Origin of the sequence: Enterococcus sp. LJL51, from assembly GCF_049894025.1 — a bacterium.
Taxonomy (GTDB): domain Bacteria; phylum Bacillota; class Bacilli; order Lactobacillales; family Enterococcaceae; genus Enterococcus_L.
The window spans coordinates 20,123-37,102 of sequence record NZ_JBNEQE010000010.1; the positions used below are offsets into that span (position 1 = coordinate 20,123).

The window sequence follows — 16,980 nt, forward strand, 5'->3', positions numbered from 1 at the left end:
AAACAAAGTACTGAAAAAATTATAGAGCTTGGAGTCAAAAGCAGGATTTTGTACCTACCCAAAAAAGTTAGACTTTCAGGTCTAACTTTTTTGGGTCCAAGTTCTTTTTGGCTATTCATTTTTTGTGTTTGAAAATTTAAAGAGTATTGGCAGATTTTTTACGGACTTTTTGCCAATACAAGCTATTTTAAAATCTAAAAACTCCGAGACATTAGAGCTGTCCCGGAGTTTTTATTTCAACTACTTTCCTTCAAAATAAGGAAATTTCTTAGCGTAATCTTCTTTATTAATTTGGCGGGCTCTTCCAATCGCCAAATCATGCTCTTTAACATCCTCTGTGATTGTAGAACCTGCTGCAATAACCGTTTGATTCCCTATTGTTAAAGGTGCAATTAGGTTAGAGCCTGAGCCGATGAATACCTGATCACCAACAATGGTTTGGTGTTTGTCTTTACCATCATAGTTAACAAAAACCACACCGCAGCCCACATTGATATCTTTACCCAGCTTTGCATCGCCTACATACGTAAGATGACCAACCTTCGTATCTTCGTCGATTGTCGCATTTTTTATTTCTACGAAATTACCAATATGAACTCTTTCGCCAATCTCTGCATTAGGACGAATATGTGCAAACGGTCCAACATCTGCATAACTATGAATCGTACTTTCCTCAACAACTGAATGATTGATTTTCACATTATCTTTAATCACACTGTCGACAATTTCCGTTCCTGAGCTGATGTAGCAGTCAGTGCCGATTTTTGTTGCACCTTTGATACAGACACCCGCTTCAATTACTGTATCCGAACCGATAACTACACCTTCATCAATATATGTGTTTTCCGGATCAACAAAGGTTACACCATTCATCATATGCATCTTGTTCAGGCGATGACACATGATTTTATTGGCTTTCGCCAATGCTACACGGTCATTGATTCCCATTGCTTCATCAAAATCATCCATACGGTAAGCAGCGATTGTAGCTCCCTCACCCTTCATAATTTCGATAATATCAGTTAAATAATACTCACCTTGAGCATTATTCGTATTTAGTTTGGAAAGAGCTGTAAACAAGGCTTGATTATCGAAGCAGAAGGTTCCTGTATTAATTTCCTTCACGCGGGCTTCCTCTTCTGAAGCATCTTTTTGCTCAACAATTTTCTCCACAATACCTAAATGATCACGAATAATTCGTCCATAACCAGTAGGATCTTCAGCCTGAGCTGTTAATATAGTCGCACTGGCATTTTTCCCTTGATGGTAGTCAAATAAATTCGTCAGTGTTTCTGCCGTCAGCAACGGAGTATCACCTGTAATAACCAGCGTCGTTCCTTTTTTTCCGCCCAATAGATTGTCTGCCTGCATAACTGCATGACCTGTCCCCAATTGTTCCTGCTGCAGCGCGTACTGTGTTCGATCGCCCAAATGCTGCTTAATTGCTTCTGCACCATGTCCAACGATTGTCACAATTTCAGATGGTCCTGTCTGCTCTACTTGATCAACAATATGTTCCACCATCGGTTTACCTGCAACCGGATGAAGAACTTTATACAATTTGGACTTCATGCGTGTCCCTTTACCCGCTGCCAAAATAATCACATATCTACTGTTTTCCACTCTCGCCACTCCTCGATTCCTATATTCAATCTAAATCTAACGAATTATTATTCCATCTTAGTTTAGCTTACTGAGTAACGTTTTTCAACCAAACCAATTCAAAAGATTTGTAGACCAATTATGGAACAGCTCAAGAAAAACATGGTTATACCTTTTCCACAGAACTTTTTTTCTTCCGCGTTTTTTTCACCTTTTTCCTTTGCTGCTTTAAGAATTCCTGCTCAAGCCGGATTGCCCGCTGTCTCCGCCAAAAATAAATGGAGGCAGCCGACACTATTAGAAATAAGGCTAGCCAAAAATAAAGCGGATTCTGGTCCTTTTCAGAAGAATTCAATCCTAACGCCGATTGATTCAGTGTTCCAGCTTTCTCTTCACTGATAGTAAATTCTTTTTTGAAATGCCAGCGATTACTGTCCTGATCTTCTGCAGTCAGCTCAAGCTCATACATTCCTGGATTCAACGGCTGATCCTCCCATGAAATAGAATAATCAAAATTGGAATTGGGCGCCATTGAAATCCCCTGCTTTTCTGATTTACGCAGTGGTTCACTGCTGCCTTTTTCTCTAATTACTGCTTTAATATCTAAATCTTGAATATTTATTGGCTGAGTATTTTGAAGTGTTGCAGCAACATGGGGACGATAATTTTTTAAATCCGGTGTAATTTCCTTTAGTTTCAGCTGAGGTTTCACCTGTTCTTCGTTCTCTCTTAAAACTACACCTAAGACATAGGAGTATGTATTATTAATTTGTCCCTCCACTAGCTCCGGCGCTTCTTGTTTGATATGCAAGCCGCCGAGAAGCATTCCTTTAAATGGCTGTTTTGGAACCTTTAACTTAAAAGAAGCCTTCTTATTTGAATTTGGAGGAACCGTTATTGTCTTATCATGTGTAATTAAATCTGAAAAATAGAAGGATAGCGTCTCATCTAAATCCTGCTTTGCATCAGGTTGGGTATAGTCTATGATGCCATTATTATTGGTTGTCGCTGTATTCGCTTCAAGTAAAAATATCTGTTCCTTATCGGAAGAATTGAATATATTGACAGTGAGCTCCTGTTCCTGTCCTGGAGAGACCAACAAATCAAAATAGGTAGAGTTGCCGGCCCGCTGATTTTCTGGAAGATCCGCACTAATAGAATAATCAATTTCATTTTCAGCTGCTTCTGCTGTTAAGCTTGTAAGCACTAATGCAACCAGCAGAAATACAATAGTAATGAGTGTTGCTTGCTTCTTCATTTTCATCCTCGCTTTTATTTTATCGGACTAACAACTGAGAAAAATATTGGCATTCCTATATTTTAATCTCCTAAAAATAAATAAACTGTTCTTTAATTTCTTGATAATCTTACAACTAATAAAGGTATACGTACTCCTTTAAAGACCGTAGCAAAACTTCTCCCTTCTTAGCAATTCTACTGCTTAGAAGCTTGATGAAGTCAAAAATATGTACAGCAAGAACTGTAAAGGCAAAAGCAGTCCTCTGGAAAATAAGAAAGGCAGTTGTAGAAATTTTTCCTACTCCCCAGAGACAGAGGCTTTTGTCATCATTTATTTATTTTTTGATTAAATTCCGCTAACCAATGTATATTCGATTGTACCGTTATAGCTTCCTTTAACCGCTGTTTCTGCGACTTTGATTTTTGCTGCAGCGGGCGCGAAAGTGGTTTTTCCTCTACCAACTGCTGCTCGACCGACGATATTGGCTGTTTTCAAAATTTCAACATCCTGCTCGACAGACACATTATTCCCTGATCCTGTTGCTGGAGTTCCCATGGTTAATTGGAAGTTTGTGACTGGCAATTCAATGTCGGCTGTTCCTTTCAAGGCGGAAGCTATAGCCGTTACCCGCCAAGGCAGTGACGCATCTCCATCTTCCAGTCCTCGACGGTCATCCACCTGCACAGCTTCTGAACTTGTCGCTGTTAAATCGTATAATCCATTAACTGCCTCCTGAGATAAATCCAGCTGACTAAACGTCATTGCTCCACCTGCTGCCAAGCTAAATACAGGTGTATTTCCACCACTGCTGCCGTCATCGACACCTACCGTTGTTGTCGTTTTGTTTACTGCGTATGCAGATGGTGCAGCAATTCCCGCAGCTCCTAAAATAAGTACGCTTGCTCCTATCAATTTTCTTACTTTCATATCGTATGATTCCTCCTAAATTTTTGTTTTTACTATATGCTATCCACCAGCAGCCAGCTTTTTTCTGCATGAAAAATTCCTTGCGGCTGCTTTGGCGGTAAATACAGCCAAATATCATTAGACTTTACTGTATAAATAAACTGACCCTTTTTTGTTCCATCACTATAAAGGACCTGATCAAACTCTTGATGCTCCTCCTTAAAATCCTCTGAGGAGAATCCTTTTCCTGTAATTCCTTCTGTCGCTCCTGTTACAGAACCTTTTCCCACATGATAGCTAACACCTTTAAGGGTTTCATTTTTTTCATTCACAAACGGAGAAACCTTTAGATTTAGCTTCCAAGGTGATGTGCTTTGTCTCAAATCTTCAATCTCTATAACTAAATCAGTATCAGAATAAAAGGTCATCGCTTGTTTTTTTATTGCTTTTTCTCCGAAACTGACATGGCTTACATTCGTAATTTTTAAATCTCCAAAAGAAACTTTGTCACCTGTTACTGTTATCTCTGTTCTTTCAATAGTACTTGCTTCACTGGAAATAGGCAGTATAATTGCTGAGAAAACTATCGGTAAAAAAAGACAGCTGATTTTATGCTTAAACTTCACCTTGATTTCTCCACCTTTCTATGCCTCCTGCCAGCAGCAATAAGCCTGCCCCTAGCAAAACGTATTGCATTTGAATAACTTCATTTGCTTTAGGAAAAACACGCTGTCCTTGATTTTCAGCGGTCTTGATTTCAGAGCTTTGTTCAGCAGAATCACTTGTTCCCTCTTGATAGATTGTGATTCCTACTTTACTTTTATTTTCTGAAGCTACGGCTGAAACAGGGTTCAACAGGAATAGCATCAGCATCAAAAACACTGTCAAAAACCATTGTCTGTTCATTTTTTCATCCCCGCCTTTCGCTTCAAGAAATGCCATCCTGCAGTGTCCAGTTAATCACTGCTGAATAATTTCCCTTGATTACTGTATCATTTACCTGCAGTAAAATACCTTCGTCTTCAGACCAGGTCTTCTTAAATGAACCTTGCTGGCGAATAAGAAGCAGCTGCTCGTCTACCTGATTATCCCCAGATGTTCCAGTTCCTGTTTCAGAAAAATATAGTTTTCCTGATAATAATTGATTTTTTCCAGATACCTGCAGCGGCTGTTCAACTGTCGCTACTAAAACCCATGGCGAAGCATTCGCAGCTCTTAAATCAGATACTTCTACATACATTTTATTCCCAGCTATCCGCGGATAGCTCTTTTGACCATTTTCTATCTGGTTAATCGCAATTTCTCCGAAATCAATTTGATTTGGCACTGAAACTAGAGTAAGAGAACCTATTACCGTTACTTTTTTAATAATTTCATTCGAGGCAAGCTGATTTTTATCTTTAGCTTTCACAGTCAGCTGATAATCACCCGCCGGCAGTTGCCCAAAATTCACTTGAATCATTCCACGCCCTTGATAAATTCCGTTATTATCCGTAGTAAAGATCTCTTCTCTTTTTATGTCCTCTGGGATACTCGTGCTAAGGTCATCCAAAACAAAGCTCACAGTGCCTGTATCAGCTACATTTAATTCTTCCCAGTAGGCCTTAACCTCAAGCTCCTGCTCTATAGAAAGCTGATCAGGCACTTCAAGTTGCTCCAATTCAGGAGATAGATTGCTATTCAAACGAAAAAAGCCAGGATGAGTGGAAAAGGACAACGCCTCTCCTACATTGTTTACTGCTGATAAGGTTGTTTTTCCACCATCAATTTTTTTCTCCAGAGGCTTTTCGGGCGTTCTTTCTGACTCTTTCATTTCAACATCAAACGATAACTGCAGCTTATCTCCTTTTACAAGAGAGAGTGGCTGCTTACTTGTAAAGCGTAAGTTACCTTCAGAAATTTCTACTTGATTGTCTATATTTTGTCCATTTTTTAACATCTGAATATTTGCCTCTTCTTGTGAAAACAAACTATTCGAATCAAGTTGTTTGTCTATTGTAATGTTTTTTAACTCACCTGTTCCTTTTATATCTTCCAAATCAATACTATACCTTAGCTTTTGTCCTCCTGTGACCAGTGTATCAATCACATTTTGCCCCTGTTCATTTTTTACAGACTCAATAATCGAAGTAAAAATAGGTCTTGGAAATTCTTCGAAAACTATTCGAGCATCCATACTAGCTTTGCCTGTAGAGCCGGTAAAGCCCCAATATACCAGTTTGGTTCCAAAGACAGCCTGCGGGTCCAAGCTAATCGTTTTACTTCCAAGTTGATCAAAGCTGTAGGTCAGCTTACTTTCAGAAGCGTCCCAGCGGATAGAGAGCTGATGCCATTTGCCGTCCCCGAATGTGTCGACTGCCTGGGCATCTTTGTGCACCAACGTACGATTTAACAAACCATTTCGTCCGTAAGAAGAAGCCATTCCTGGATAGTTCCAGGCGACATGACCATATGGCTTAGTATCATCACTGCCATTCGTGGTTCCTTTATCCATCCCATCCTTATTAATGTGATTATCAAATTCTATCGCTAAAGAGTTCGTAATGGCTCCTCTAGCACTAGTTGTATTGTTCGCTTGTGCCCAGACACCCAGAGAAGCACCACCGCCAAACACATTGCCGCCTTTTGAAGATTTGGCATAGGCATTCTTTCCTTCTTTATCCGCATGCATAACAAATGCCATTCCGTCTCCAACCTTTTTGTCTTCCGGCTTACTGCCGCTGGAAGGATCTACACCAAAATAAAGCCACATACTTGTAGAGAAGTCATAGTTCAGATTCATCCGATACTCGTCCTCTGACCAGATAGCACCATTCCCATAGGTAGAATTTCGTTTTGTCACATTAACAATGTCATACCCATCTGCCTTGGTTACATTACTTACTACTCCTTGCCCATTTACAACTGGATAAAAGTAATTGTCCAGCTTAATCAGCCGATCCTTCACTTGATTAATATCTGCAATACCGTTTAAAGCAGCTGCTTCACCAGAATTCGGAAAGATAAATAGTGTGCTTAATAAAAAAAGAAATAATATTGGCTTAACTTTTTTTATAACCAAAAAGATAATTACCTCCTTTCAAAAATTATCCAAACCTTGACTTTCAACAGTATAAAGCCATGATTTAGAAATAACAAATACACTATCAAATTGAATTTTCCGTCATCTAAAGTCTCGTTTTCTATTATTTTTTGAAGCTTTCTATTAATTTTTTCAGAAAAAAATTTTCCTTATTGACGCTTTTCTTCATATATGCAATTCTATTTCGATTCCAAAGCAATAAATTTCCAATCGTTTATTGTTTTTATAACAAATGTTCTTTTGTTATTTAAAAAAAAGAAAAAACCTAACTATTTTTAAAATAGCTAAGCTTTTTCTTTTTTTAAGATTTGACTTTTATACAGAAAAATTTTTAATCTTGGAAATAGTTTCCGGCTACTACATTGATTGTTTTGGTCTGTGTATCAACGTCTTTTACATAAAGCAGCGAAGTATAATCATTAATCGCTCGCTGACCGTTAAATTTAGATTCCGCAAACACTGTAATGCCTACCAGTTCCGCTTCAAACTCTTCAATCAGGCTCTTCATACCATTTACAGTACCGCCGCCCTTCATAAAGTCATCCACAACCAGTACCCGTGAGCCTCTTGCCAAGCTGCGCTTGGAAAGCTCCATTTTTTCAATACGCTCAGATGAACCAGAGACATAATTCACACTTACAGTTGATCCTTCAGTAATTTTAGAATCCCTGCGAACGATAACAAAAGGAACATTCAAATAGTAAGAGACGGCCTGGGCAATAGGTACCCCTTTGGTAGCAACCGTCATCACAGCATCGACCTTCTGATCTAAGTACATTGAAGCAATCACACGGCCAATTTGGCGGAGTAATTCGGGCTGACCCAGTAAATCAGAAAGATAAACGTAGCCCCCCGGCAGCAGACGATCTTGTTCAGATAATCGATTCCCCAGCTCCATAATGAATTGTTTCGCTTCTTCATACGGAATCTTAGGAATAAATTTCACCCCACCGGCAGCTCCTGGAACGGTTTCCAGTAGACCAGTCCCTCTTTGTTGAAATGTTTTCTTGATAATCGCAAGATCCTCACTGATTGATGATTTTGCAGACTGATACCTTTCTGCAAAAAAAGTTAAAGAAACCAATGTATGTGGATGGCTAAGTAAATACTGAGTCATATCAATCAAGCGCTCACTTCTGCGTGTCTTCAAAATCTGTTCACTTCCTTTTTTCATTGTCGCTCCTTATTATAAGGGTTTAGACTAAAAAATTCGAGTATTTTTATAAAAAAAACTAAAATAGTTCGCAATTTATGGCAAAAAAAAGAAGATAAGGAAAAGAATCTTCGTTTTTCCTTATCTTTCATTCAGTTTTTTATTTCTTAAAGAGACTGTGACTACATGACGAACAATGTTAATCACCAGAAAAATACCAATAAAAGCTAGTGTGATGGTTGCACTTGGCGGTGTTTCCAGATAATAGGAACCTGCAAGACCAGACATCATTCCAACCAGGCCGACAACTGTACTAATTAAGATGACTGAATTAAAGCCTTTGCCGATCCTCATTCCAGCAGCAGCAGGTAAAACCATAATCGCTGAAATCAACAGCGCACCGGCTATTGGAATCATCACGGCAATCGCCACTCCGGTAATAACATTAAACAGCATCGACATCCAGCGAATCGGCAGACCATCTACATGAGCAGTGTCCTCATCAAAGGTCAAAACATACATTGGCCGTTTAAACAGGAAGAATAAAATGATTAGAACAACAAACAGGACAGCTAGAATAATTACCTGTTCCCAAGTGATTGTAACAATTGAACCAAACAAATAGGATTGAATACTTGTAGCTGAACTTCCGCTGTTCAGATTCATTAAGACCAGCGCCAGCGCTAGACCTCCCGACATCAGAATTGCGATTGAGATTTCAGAATAGGTGCTGTAAAGTCCCCTCAGATACTCTAAAATCATCGCTGCAGCGATTACCACTAGCAAAGTAGTCAAATTAGGACTCAAGTTAAAGAACAGTCCTAATGCTACCCCTGCCAGCGATACGTGAGACAAGGTATCCGCCATCAGCGACTGCCGGCGGATTACTAGAAATACCCCTAACATTGGGGCAATTACAGAAATAAAACCAGCGGCTAGAAAAGCCCTTCTCATGAACTCATATGAAAACATCTCCATTGAGAATCCTCCTTTCGCACCAGACGAATCTGGCGGTCAGCGTAAGCTTTTATATCTTCATGATCATGAGTAATCATCAAAATAGCTTTTCCATGATCATGAGCGTTATGCCGCAGCAGGCGATAGAATTCATTACGTGATTCTTCATCCATACCAGTTGTTGGCTCATCTAGGATAAATAAATCCGGGTCAGTAGCAAAAAGCCTCGCTAAGCTAATTCTCTGCTTTTGTCCTCCAGATAGTTCACCAATACGTTTATGGCGCATATTCCACATTCCTACAGCCTTTAAAGCTTTTTCTACATGGAGATGATCCTTTTCAGTCAGCGGCTTAAACCAGCGCTTTCTAGGAAAACGGCCAGAACGTACCAGCTCCAAAACGGTACTAGGGAAGCCTGCGTTAAACGAAGCAATTTGCTGAGGAATATAGCCCATGCTGATTTTTTCTCCGTCCGCATTTTTGTCCGCTAAAGTAATCGTTCCACTGGTTGGTTTAAGCAGACCGAGCGTACTCTTTATCAATGTCGATTTAGCTGCACCGTTTTCCCCTGTCAAAATGACAAACTCCCCTGGGTCAACATAATAAGAAACATCCTCCAGCACAGGCTCGTCATCATAATAAAAGGTCAAATTTTTCACATCAATATAGTGCATACCCCTGCTGCACCTCCTTTTCGCTTCAAAGTTTGGGACATAACAAAGGTCCAAACTCCTCTTTTTCTAAAATTCGAATAGACTGCGGTACAAAAGCAGCTTTTTTCGGAAATAAGCCGAACTTTCTTTAAAATTTGTAAAGTTGTTCAGAAAAAATCCTTCTTATTGCTGAAAAACACAGTGAGGTACGAACTGCTTTTGAATAGTATCTATCTGGTTCTCAAAGCTTAACGCTTCTGTCCCGGTCTTTCAATCATTTCTTTATTTTGTTTCTATCCGTTTAGCGGATACTCTTTTTCAAGGCAGCAAGATTTTCCTGCATAACAGATAGATAGTCTTTCCCATCTTTCTGCTCATCTTCAGTCAGACTTTCCAATGTTTGTAAAACAGACAATTCCACACCTGTTTCATTAGCCAATGTTTCTGCTACCTTGGAAGAAGCAGTCGCTTCAAAATAGATTACCTTTACTTGGTGTTCATCGATGAATGTTTTCAACTCTGCCAACCGGCTTGGCGAAGGCTCCTGATCAGGAGAGATACCAGAAACTGATTCCTGTGTTAAGCCATACTGCTTAGCCAGGTAGCCAAATGCAGCATGCTGCGTGATAAATGTTTTGTTCTCAGCATTGGCAAAAGCAGTTTTATATTCTCCATCTAAGGCTTTCAGCTTTTCAATATAAGCGGCAGCATTTTTTTCGAATACAGTTTTTTTATCTGGGTATTTTTTTACTAATCCATCGCGAATTTCCTCAACTTCTTTTTGCGCTAAAACTGGATCAAGCCAAACATGAGGGTCAAGCTCATGACTATGATCATGTCCTTCATGAGCTGCGTCTTCTTCGTGATCATGGTCGTGGTCTTCTTCACTGCCTTCCATCAAATCAATCTTCTGACTTGCTTCTATGACAGCTACCTTCTTTTGATCTACGTTATTAAGAATATCTTCTGACCAAGTCTCAAACTCTTTACTATTGTATACAAAAACATCCGCATCAGAAATTCTCGCAATATCCTTTGCACTAGGCTCAAAGTCATGGGCATCTGTTCCAGAAGGAATAAGCAGTTCCACAGTCCCTTCATCACCCACTACCTGACTAGCGAAGTCATACATCGGATAGAAAGTAGTCATTATCTTGATGCCGTTCTCATTCGTTTCATTGGAAGATGCTGTTTTCGAGTTTCCACATGCACTCAATAAAAGCAATGAACCAACTAACAGCATACCGATACCTGTACTATATTTCAAAAATTTTCTCTTCATCATCTCTCTCCATTCCGATTTATTTAGACAAATCGTAATTTTTACGATTTAAGAGCAAGAACTACTTTATCAGAAGAAAAAAATTTCGTCAAGACAAACATAGAAATTTTCTATGTTTATTTTTTAGATTAAGAATCTATAAGAATAAAAAGCGAAGGATTGTGTCGGAAAACACTGCCCTTCGCTTCACATTTTATTTACTACTTCAATGTCCGAACAAGGTAAACCTCATCACAAAAACCTTTTAAGCCATTATAAATTCTTTGAGCCCGCGATTTTTTATCACACAATGCAAATACAGTAGGGCCGCTACCGCTCATTAATGCTGCATCAGCACCAAATTTCAGCATCCGATCCTTAATCTGCTGGACAACGGGGTATCTTTGAATGGTCACTGATTCCAGTGCATTGCCAATTTGTTCAGTCATTTTTTGATAATCCTGTGCCAGTACCGCATCTTTCAATCCCTTGATATCTGGATGCTGAATACTATTAAAGGAAAGACTGCCAAAAATAGAGGCCGTTGAAACACTCATTTTGGGTTTTACTAATACAACCCAGCATTGCGGCATTGGCGGCAGTTTCTCAATTTTCTCACCTCTGCCAGTAACAAATGCAGTACCGCCTTCAATACAATACGGGACATCTGAACCAATCTCACTGCCTAGCTCTGCCAATTCTTGATTGGTTAATTCCAATTGCCATAATCGGTTTAAACCTCGAAGAGCTGCTGCGCAGTCGCTGCTGCCGCCTGCTAATCCTGCTGCTACAGGAACCTGCTTCTCAATGTATATTCTGACACCTTCTTGAATCGATAGTCTCCGCTTCAGCAGTTCTGCCGCTGCATAGACATGATTTTTTTTATCTAGAGGAATAAAAGAATTGTTTGATTCCAAAATAATTCGATTCTCCGGCAGTGTTTCGAAAATCAGCCGATCAGCTAAATCTACACTCGCCATAACCATCTCTAATTCATGATAGCCGTCTTCTCTCTTATATAATGCATCCAGCCCTAAGTTTATTTTCGCTGGCGCTTTTTCAATTATCTCCATTTCCCCACCTATTTCTCTGCATTGCCATCCTGTCGTACAATCCTTTAAAATTCTAACATATGTTTTTACCGAAGTACATATGAAAAACACCAGGATATAGATAGAAGACGCTGCAAACAAAAAAAGCCAAGCAAGACAATGACCTGTCCTGCTTCGCTTAATTTGTTATATTCAGACAGCTTCACCGAGAAACTCGATTTCTACAGTGCGTGTCAACACATCTGAATAGCTATAAGAAACTCGTTCAAATGAGTTTTCATCTGGATCTAAGTCTACAACAAAAACAGATGGATATGTTTCAGTTAAAACACCCGTACGTTCTGTTTGCCGTTTTCTCCCCGTTTGCGCAGTCAATGTTATTTTGCTGCCAATACGGCATTCCAAATCTTTCTTTATTGAAGCTAAAGTTGTTGGCATTACATTCACCTCAGAAAACATTATAGCTTATATAGAGGAAAATATCAAGTTTACCATAGCATAAAAATAATTGCAACTACTTCTACCTTAATTATTTTTTTATCATTTTTCTTTTTATTTTCTAATCATAAATCAATGATTTAATTTTTTTCTTCGCTCGATCATAGGCACTCCTAACTTTTACCTGCTGAACGGAATAATCTTCTGCAATCTCATTCAGCTCTTTTCCGTTCATATATTCTTCGAATGCAACCCGTTCGAAGGAAGATAAAATACTGGGAAATTCCTCCAATTTTTCTCTGATGATTAAATAGTCCAGCGTCTGGGATTCTTCAATCTGCATATGGTCAAAAAACGTTTCCCCCTGCGTGTCTATTTTCTGATCTAGTGAGACAGCAGACATGTCACTCTTTCGCTTATATGCGCACTGTTTTCTCACTAGGCTACGGATGTGGTTTTCAAAGTTAAGCTTAAAAAAATTGCCTATTGTTACATTATGCCCATCTTTATACTTTTCAATAGATCTGAAAAAAACAATCCGGCCTTCTTGAAGCCAATCCTCCTGATCAAACCCTTTCAAGTAATATTTTGTCTGCATTTTAAAGACTACTGGATGATACTTCCGATACAGCTGAGCAAATGCATCAAAATCTCCCTGTAATATCTTTTCGAACTGATTCACTTTATTCCCCCCTCAACTAAATAGTCTTTGACTTGTTGAAGAGAGCGTACCATTTTTCGATTTAAAATAAGAAGACAAAAAAAGAAGAAAATATATTTTGATAAATATTTTCTTCTTTTAGAGAACTTTTTATATTATTTGAATAATTTTTACACTTTATAAGTGAAAAGATCATTTTTTTACGTATTTTTATTATGCTGTCATTCTTTCTTATTAGACAAATCTTCCAAAACATCTGATAGTTTAGATAGCTGCTCCAGGCTCCACGGCGAGTTCCGCCTAAAACTCTGGAACTTAATGTCTGTAGCATGGATGGCGATTGTCCGCTCTGTTTTGCGAATCTGATCATACAGTTCTCTTGCTGACACTCGTAAGGCTCCTTTGGAGAATATCAGCCATTGCTCTGCTAAATCACTTGTAGCAACCGTTACTTGAGTCAAAAGATCATTTTTTTCTCCAGCAGTTCGCTCGATATAGCTGTCGGCAGTTTCATCTTCCTTTGTAAAAATAACCGTTAGCTGATATTTGCGGTAGCTTTGCTGAATGCCGGGCACTAGTTGTGCATCAAATACAACAATGATTTCTAAGCCTTCATATTTAGCATAATTAGACAACCGATGAAGCAATTCTTCTCTCGCATCTTCCAGCTTATTTTGATTCTTTAATCGGGCCAGCTCCGGCCAAGCCCCGATCATATTATAGCCGTCTACGATCAGTAACTGCTTTTTCACCTGCTCATCTCCCTACGCCTTCGGGTTTCTGCCCCGATATACTTCATACATCAGCAAACCTGCTGCCACACCGGCATTCAAACTTTGTACATGACCTGTCATGGGAATCGTCAGCAGCTCATCTACATCTTTGTATAGACCTTTACTCATACCACGGCCCTCATTTCCAATAATCAGAGCAATAGATCCTTCCGTATTCCATTGACGGTAATCTGTTCCCTTCATATCTGTTCCGAATATCCAGAATCCTGCTGTCTTCAAATCTGCAGCAGCCTGACTTAGGTTCGTCACTCTAGCCACTGGAACATGCTCTACAGCTCCTGTGGAAGCCTTGACAACCACTGAAGTAATTCCAACAGCTCGATGCTTTGGAATAATAATGCCATCTACTCCAGTCGCATCTGCCGTTCTCAAAATAGAGCCAAAATTATGCGGATCCTCCAAACTATCCAAAATTAGAAAGAACGGATTCGCTGTTTCAGTTTTTTCAAGCAGCTGCTCCAAAGAAAGGTACTCATAGGCTGTAACAGCCAAAACAATTCCTTGATGAACACCATGATCACTCAAAGTATCCAGCTTAGACTTTGGTACCCATTTAACTGGAACTGAACGAGTTTTAGCCGTTTCTTTTAGTTTTTCAATCTTCTCTCCAGAAATATCCTCTTGTAAAAATAGCTTGTTGCCCCGATCATTCTCCAGTGCTTCAAGAGAAGCGTGGTAGCCAAAAATAAAATCCCCGTTATTTTCTTCAACTGATGCCTGGCTTTGCTGAACTCTAACAGTTTTTTTTTCTCTGCGTTTCCCTTGATATTTATTTTTTGCTGGTTTCATTTTTTTCACCTATCTCCTTTATACACCATGTAATCAGTTCTTCCAAGCGTTCTGTCCGCTTTAATAAATGTAGATAACCCATCAGCGCTTCAAAACCAGTAGATTTGCGGTAAGAAGCCACATCTGCATTTTTAGCAAATGTATGACTTTTTGCATTTCGTCCTCGTTTATAGATTAGCTCCTCTTCGTCTGTCAGTATGCCCTCTAAAAGCATTTTCTCGCTTAAATCAGCCTGCGCCTTCGCTGATACATAGCTAGTTGCGGAGCGATGAAGCATATTCGGCTTTGTCAGACCTTGAGCAACTAGATAGTCCCTAATATAAATTTCGTAAATAGCGTCCCCTACATAAGCTAACGCTAAACCATTCAGCTGTGTATAGTCCATCATTTTTCCCGTCTCCATCTTGTCCCCTGCTGTGTATCCTCCAAAATAATTCCCTGATCTTTCAACAAATCTCTAATCTCATCGCTACGGGCAAAATTACGGTCTTTTCTCGCCTGGTTTCGTTCTTCGATTAGCTGGTCTACCTCATCATCTACCAGCTCCTCAGGCGTAAGTAAAATGCCAAAAACAGTTAACAGCTCTGTATACAAGCTCAATGCCTGCTGCAGAACGTTTTGAGAAACAGCTGTTTCTCCACTGTATTCGTTCATCCATTTCGCTAGTTCATAAACAACGGTAATACCGTTTGCAGTATTGAAATCATCATCCATTTCTTTGATAAAACGCTCTTTCAGCAGGTTTAACTGTTCTAGACGTACTGCATCATCTGCCAGCGTTTCTTCTGCTGCTTCTTTTCTGAATGACAGATTTTCAAAAGCAATTTTTAGTTTTTGATAATTAGCGGCTGCATCCTTCACTGTTGCTTCACTGTAGCGGACAGGACGACGATATTGAGTCGTTGCCATGAAAAAGCGTAGAATCTGCGGATCTACTTCCTTGATCAGCTCGTGAACAGTCACAAAATTCCCTAATGACTTGCTCATTTTTTCTTCCTCTTCACCAATCGTAACATAGCCATTGTGCATCCAGTAGTTTGCAAAGGTTTTACCAGTCTTAGCTTCACTTTGGGCAATTTCGTTTTCATGATGAGGAAACTCCAAATCTTGTCCTCCACCGTGAATATCGATGGTCTCTCCCAAGTGTTTCGTTGCCATGACTGAGCATTCAATATGCCAGCCTGGACGCCCTGGTCCCCAAGCAGAATCCCAGGAAATTTCACCTTCCTTCGCAGATTTCCATAATGCGAAGTCAAGAGGGTCTTCCTTCAGCTGTAATTCTTCACCTGTGCGCTGACTTGCACCGATTTCCAGCTCATCAATTGACTGATGGCTTAATTTACCGTAGCCCTCGAATTTTCTTGTACGATAGTAAACGTCTCCCTGCACTTCATAAGCATAGCCTTTATCAATCAGTACCTGAATAAACGTTTGAATATCAGACATGTGGTCCATCACACGAGGATTAGCTGTCGCAGGCTTTACGTTCAAAGCCTGAGTATCTTCAGTAAATGCTTGAATAAAGCGATCTGCTACCGCTGGCGCACTAATTCCCAGTTCTTTGGCAGCCCGAATAATTTTATCGTCTACATCAGTAAAATTAGAAACATAGTTCACCTCATAGCCCCGATATTCAAAGTAGCGGCGAATCGTATCAAAAGCGATTGTGCTGCGGGCATTTCCAACATGGATGTAGTTATAAACAGTCGGTCCGCAGACATACATGCTAACCTTTCCTGCCTCTAATGGTACAAACTCTTCCTTCTGTCTGCTCAATGTATTATAGATTTGTATCATGTGTTTCCCCTACCTTCTTTCCTTTAATCCTTACTATTTTTGCTGGGATTCCTACCGCTGTAGCATCCGCCGGAACATCAATCAAAACAACTGCTGCTGCACCAATCTTAGACCGTTCTCCGATTGTTACCGGCCCCAGTATCTGCGCATTAGCAGAGATAACTGCTCCTTTTTTTACTGTAGGATGGCGCTTACCGCAGTCTTTTCCAGTTCCGCCTAAAGTTACGCCGTGGAACAAAACAACATCTGTTTCAATCTCGGCTGTTTGTCCGATGACCACACCCATTCCATGGTCGATAAAAACGCCTGGGGCAATTTTAGCTCCGGGATGAATCTCAATACCTGTCAGAAAACGCCAAAATTGAGCATGAATTTTAGCCAGCAAATAAAGATGATGCCTATAGAAAAAATGTGACAATCTATGCCAAAACAAGGCATAAACACCTGGGTATGTAAGTAAAACTTCTGCAGTAGAACGAGCCGCTGGATCATTCTTTTTTACAGCTGCAACTGCTTGTTTCAACCAACTCACTAGTTATCCCTCCTTTATCATTTCTTCTTTTCCCATCTATCAAAGAATTTTATCCTTAATTAA

General features: G+C 39.7%; 18 protein-coding genes. All 18 read right to left on the reverse strand.

Translation table 11 applies throughout. The features are described 5' to 3' along the window. Window positions 1-240 precede the first annotated feature (240 nt). The 18 genes from glmU to epsC all read right to left on the reverse strand — a co-directional run bounded on the left by glmU (window position 241) and on the right by epsC (window position 16,917). Window positions 241-1,632, reverse strand: a complete 1,392-nt coding sequence (gene glmU, locus ACPWSO_RS10265; protein ID WP_426083050.1) for a bifunctional UDP-N-acetylglucosamine diphosphorylase/glucosamine-1-phosphate N-acetyltransferase GlmU — start codon at window positions 1,630-1,632, stop codon at window positions 241-243. A 136-nt stretch (window positions 1,633-1,768) separates the two neighbouring features. Then, window positions 1,769-2,860 (reverse strand): DUF916 and DUF3324 domain-containing protein, encoded by a 1,092-nt coding sequence (locus ACPWSO_RS10270; protein ID WP_426083052.1) that lies wholly within the window; start codon window positions 2,858-2,860, stop codon window positions 1,769-1,771. 327 nt (window positions 2,861-3,187) lie between these two features. Further along, window positions 3,188-3,769 (reverse strand): hypothetical protein, encoded by a 582-nt coding sequence (locus ACPWSO_RS10275; RefSeq protein ID WP_426083054.1) that lies wholly within the window; start codon window positions 3,767-3,769, stop codon window positions 3,188-3,190. Window positions 3,770-3,801: 32 nt separating this feature from the next. Then, window positions 3,802-4,374, reverse strand: coding sequence for a WxL domain-containing protein (locus ACPWSO_RS10280; RefSeq protein ID WP_426083056.1), 573 nt, complete (start codon window positions 4,372-4,374; stop codon window positions 3,802-3,804). After that, entirely contained in the window at window positions 4,364-4,690 is a 327-nt protein-coding gene (locus ACPWSO_RS10285; RefSeq protein WP_426083058.1) for a hypothetical protein, read from the reverse strand. Before ACPWSO_RS10285 ends, ACPWSO_RS10280 begins: the two co-directional genes overlap by 11 nt. Continuing rightward, window positions 4,677-6,809: a lectin-like domain-containing protein gene (locus ACPWSO_RS10290; RefSeq protein ID WP_426083060.1), complete on the reverse strand. Its 2,133-nt coding sequence runs from the start codon at window positions 6,807-6,809 to the stop codon at window positions 4,677-4,679. The genes ACPWSO_RS10285 and ACPWSO_RS10290 overlap by 14 nt, the downstream gene beginning before the upstream one ends. Before the next feature lie 352 nt (window positions 6,810-7,161). Then, entirely contained in the window at window positions 7,162-7,980 is an 819-nt protein-coding gene (purR, locus tag ACPWSO_RS10295; protein WP_426083254.1) for a pur operon repressor, read from the reverse strand. Window positions 7,981-8,124: 144 nt separating this feature from the next. Beyond that, entirely contained in the window at window positions 8,125-8,961 is an 837-nt protein-coding gene (locus ACPWSO_RS10300) for a metal ABC transporter permease (RefSeq protein WP_426083062.1), read from the reverse strand. Continuing rightward, window positions 8,934-9,614 (reverse strand): metal ABC transporter ATP-binding protein, encoded by a 681-nt coding sequence (locus ACPWSO_RS10305; protein WP_426083064.1) that lies wholly within the window; start codon window positions 9,612-9,614, stop codon window positions 8,934-8,936. The genes ACPWSO_RS10300 and ACPWSO_RS10305 overlap by 28 nt, the downstream gene beginning before the upstream one ends. Window positions 9,615-9,894: 280 nt before the next feature. Continuing rightward, on the reverse strand, window positions 9,895-10,875 hold the full coding sequence (locus tag ACPWSO_RS10310) for a metal ABC transporter substrate-binding protein (protein ID WP_426083066.1): 981 nt from the start codon (window positions 10,873-10,875) through the stop codon (window positions 9,895-9,897). Between the two features lie 200 nt (window positions 10,876-11,075). Further along, window positions 11,076-11,927, reverse strand: coding sequence for a 4-(cytidine 5'-diphospho)-2-C-methyl-D-erythritol kinase (ispE, locus tag ACPWSO_RS10315; protein WP_426083068.1), 852 nt, complete (start codon window positions 11,925-11,927; stop codon window positions 11,076-11,078). Between the two features lie 171 nt (window positions 11,928-12,098). Next, the gene (locus ACPWSO_RS10320; protein ID WP_426083070.1) at window positions 12,099-12,344 is read right to left on the reverse strand and encodes a Veg family protein; all 246 of its coding nucleotides are present in this window, start codon (window positions 12,342-12,344) and stop codon (window positions 12,099-12,101) included. A gap of 121 nt (window positions 12,345-12,465) precedes the next feature. Continuing rightward, window positions 12,466-13,026 carry a sigma-70 family RNA polymerase sigma factor gene (locus tag ACPWSO_RS10325; RefSeq protein ID WP_426083072.1) on the reverse strand — a complete coding sequence of 187 codons (561 nt, stop codon included), beginning with the start codon at window positions 13,024-13,026 and terminating at the stop codon, window positions 12,466-12,468. A gap of 200 nt (window positions 13,027-13,226) precedes the next feature. Then, the gene (locus ACPWSO_RS10330; RefSeq protein ID WP_426083074.1) at window positions 13,227-13,757 is read right to left on the reverse strand and encodes an NYN domain-containing protein; all 531 of its coding nucleotides are present in this window, start codon (window positions 13,755-13,757) and stop codon (window positions 13,227-13,229) included. A 12-nt stretch (window positions 13,758-13,769) separates the two neighbouring features. Beyond that, window positions 13,770-14,588, reverse strand: coding sequence for a 23S rRNA (guanosine(2251)-2'-O)-methyltransferase RlmB (gene rlmB / locus ACPWSO_RS10335; protein ID WP_426083076.1), 819 nt, complete (start codon window positions 14,586-14,588; stop codon window positions 13,770-13,772). Further along, window positions 14,569-14,976, reverse strand: a complete 408-nt coding sequence (locus ACPWSO_RS10340) for a Mini-ribonuclease 3 (RefSeq protein WP_426083255.1) — start codon at window positions 14,974-14,976, stop codon at window positions 14,569-14,571. The genes rlmB and ACPWSO_RS10340 overlap by 20 nt, the downstream gene beginning before the upstream one ends. After that, complete coding sequence (gene cysS, locus ACPWSO_RS10345; protein WP_426083078.1) at window positions 14,973-16,385, reverse strand: cysteine--tRNA ligase; 1,413 nt, start codon at window positions 16,383-16,385, stop codon at window positions 14,973-14,975. Before cysS ends, ACPWSO_RS10340 begins: the two co-directional genes overlap by 4 nt. Continuing rightward, window positions 16,369-16,917 (reverse strand): serine O-acetyltransferase EpsC, encoded by a 549-nt coding sequence (epsC, locus tag ACPWSO_RS10350; RefSeq protein WP_426083080.1) that lies wholly within the window; start codon window positions 16,915-16,917, stop codon window positions 16,369-16,371. The genes cysS and epsC overlap by 17 nt, the downstream gene beginning before the upstream one ends. Window positions 16,918-16,980: the final 63 nt, after the last annotated feature.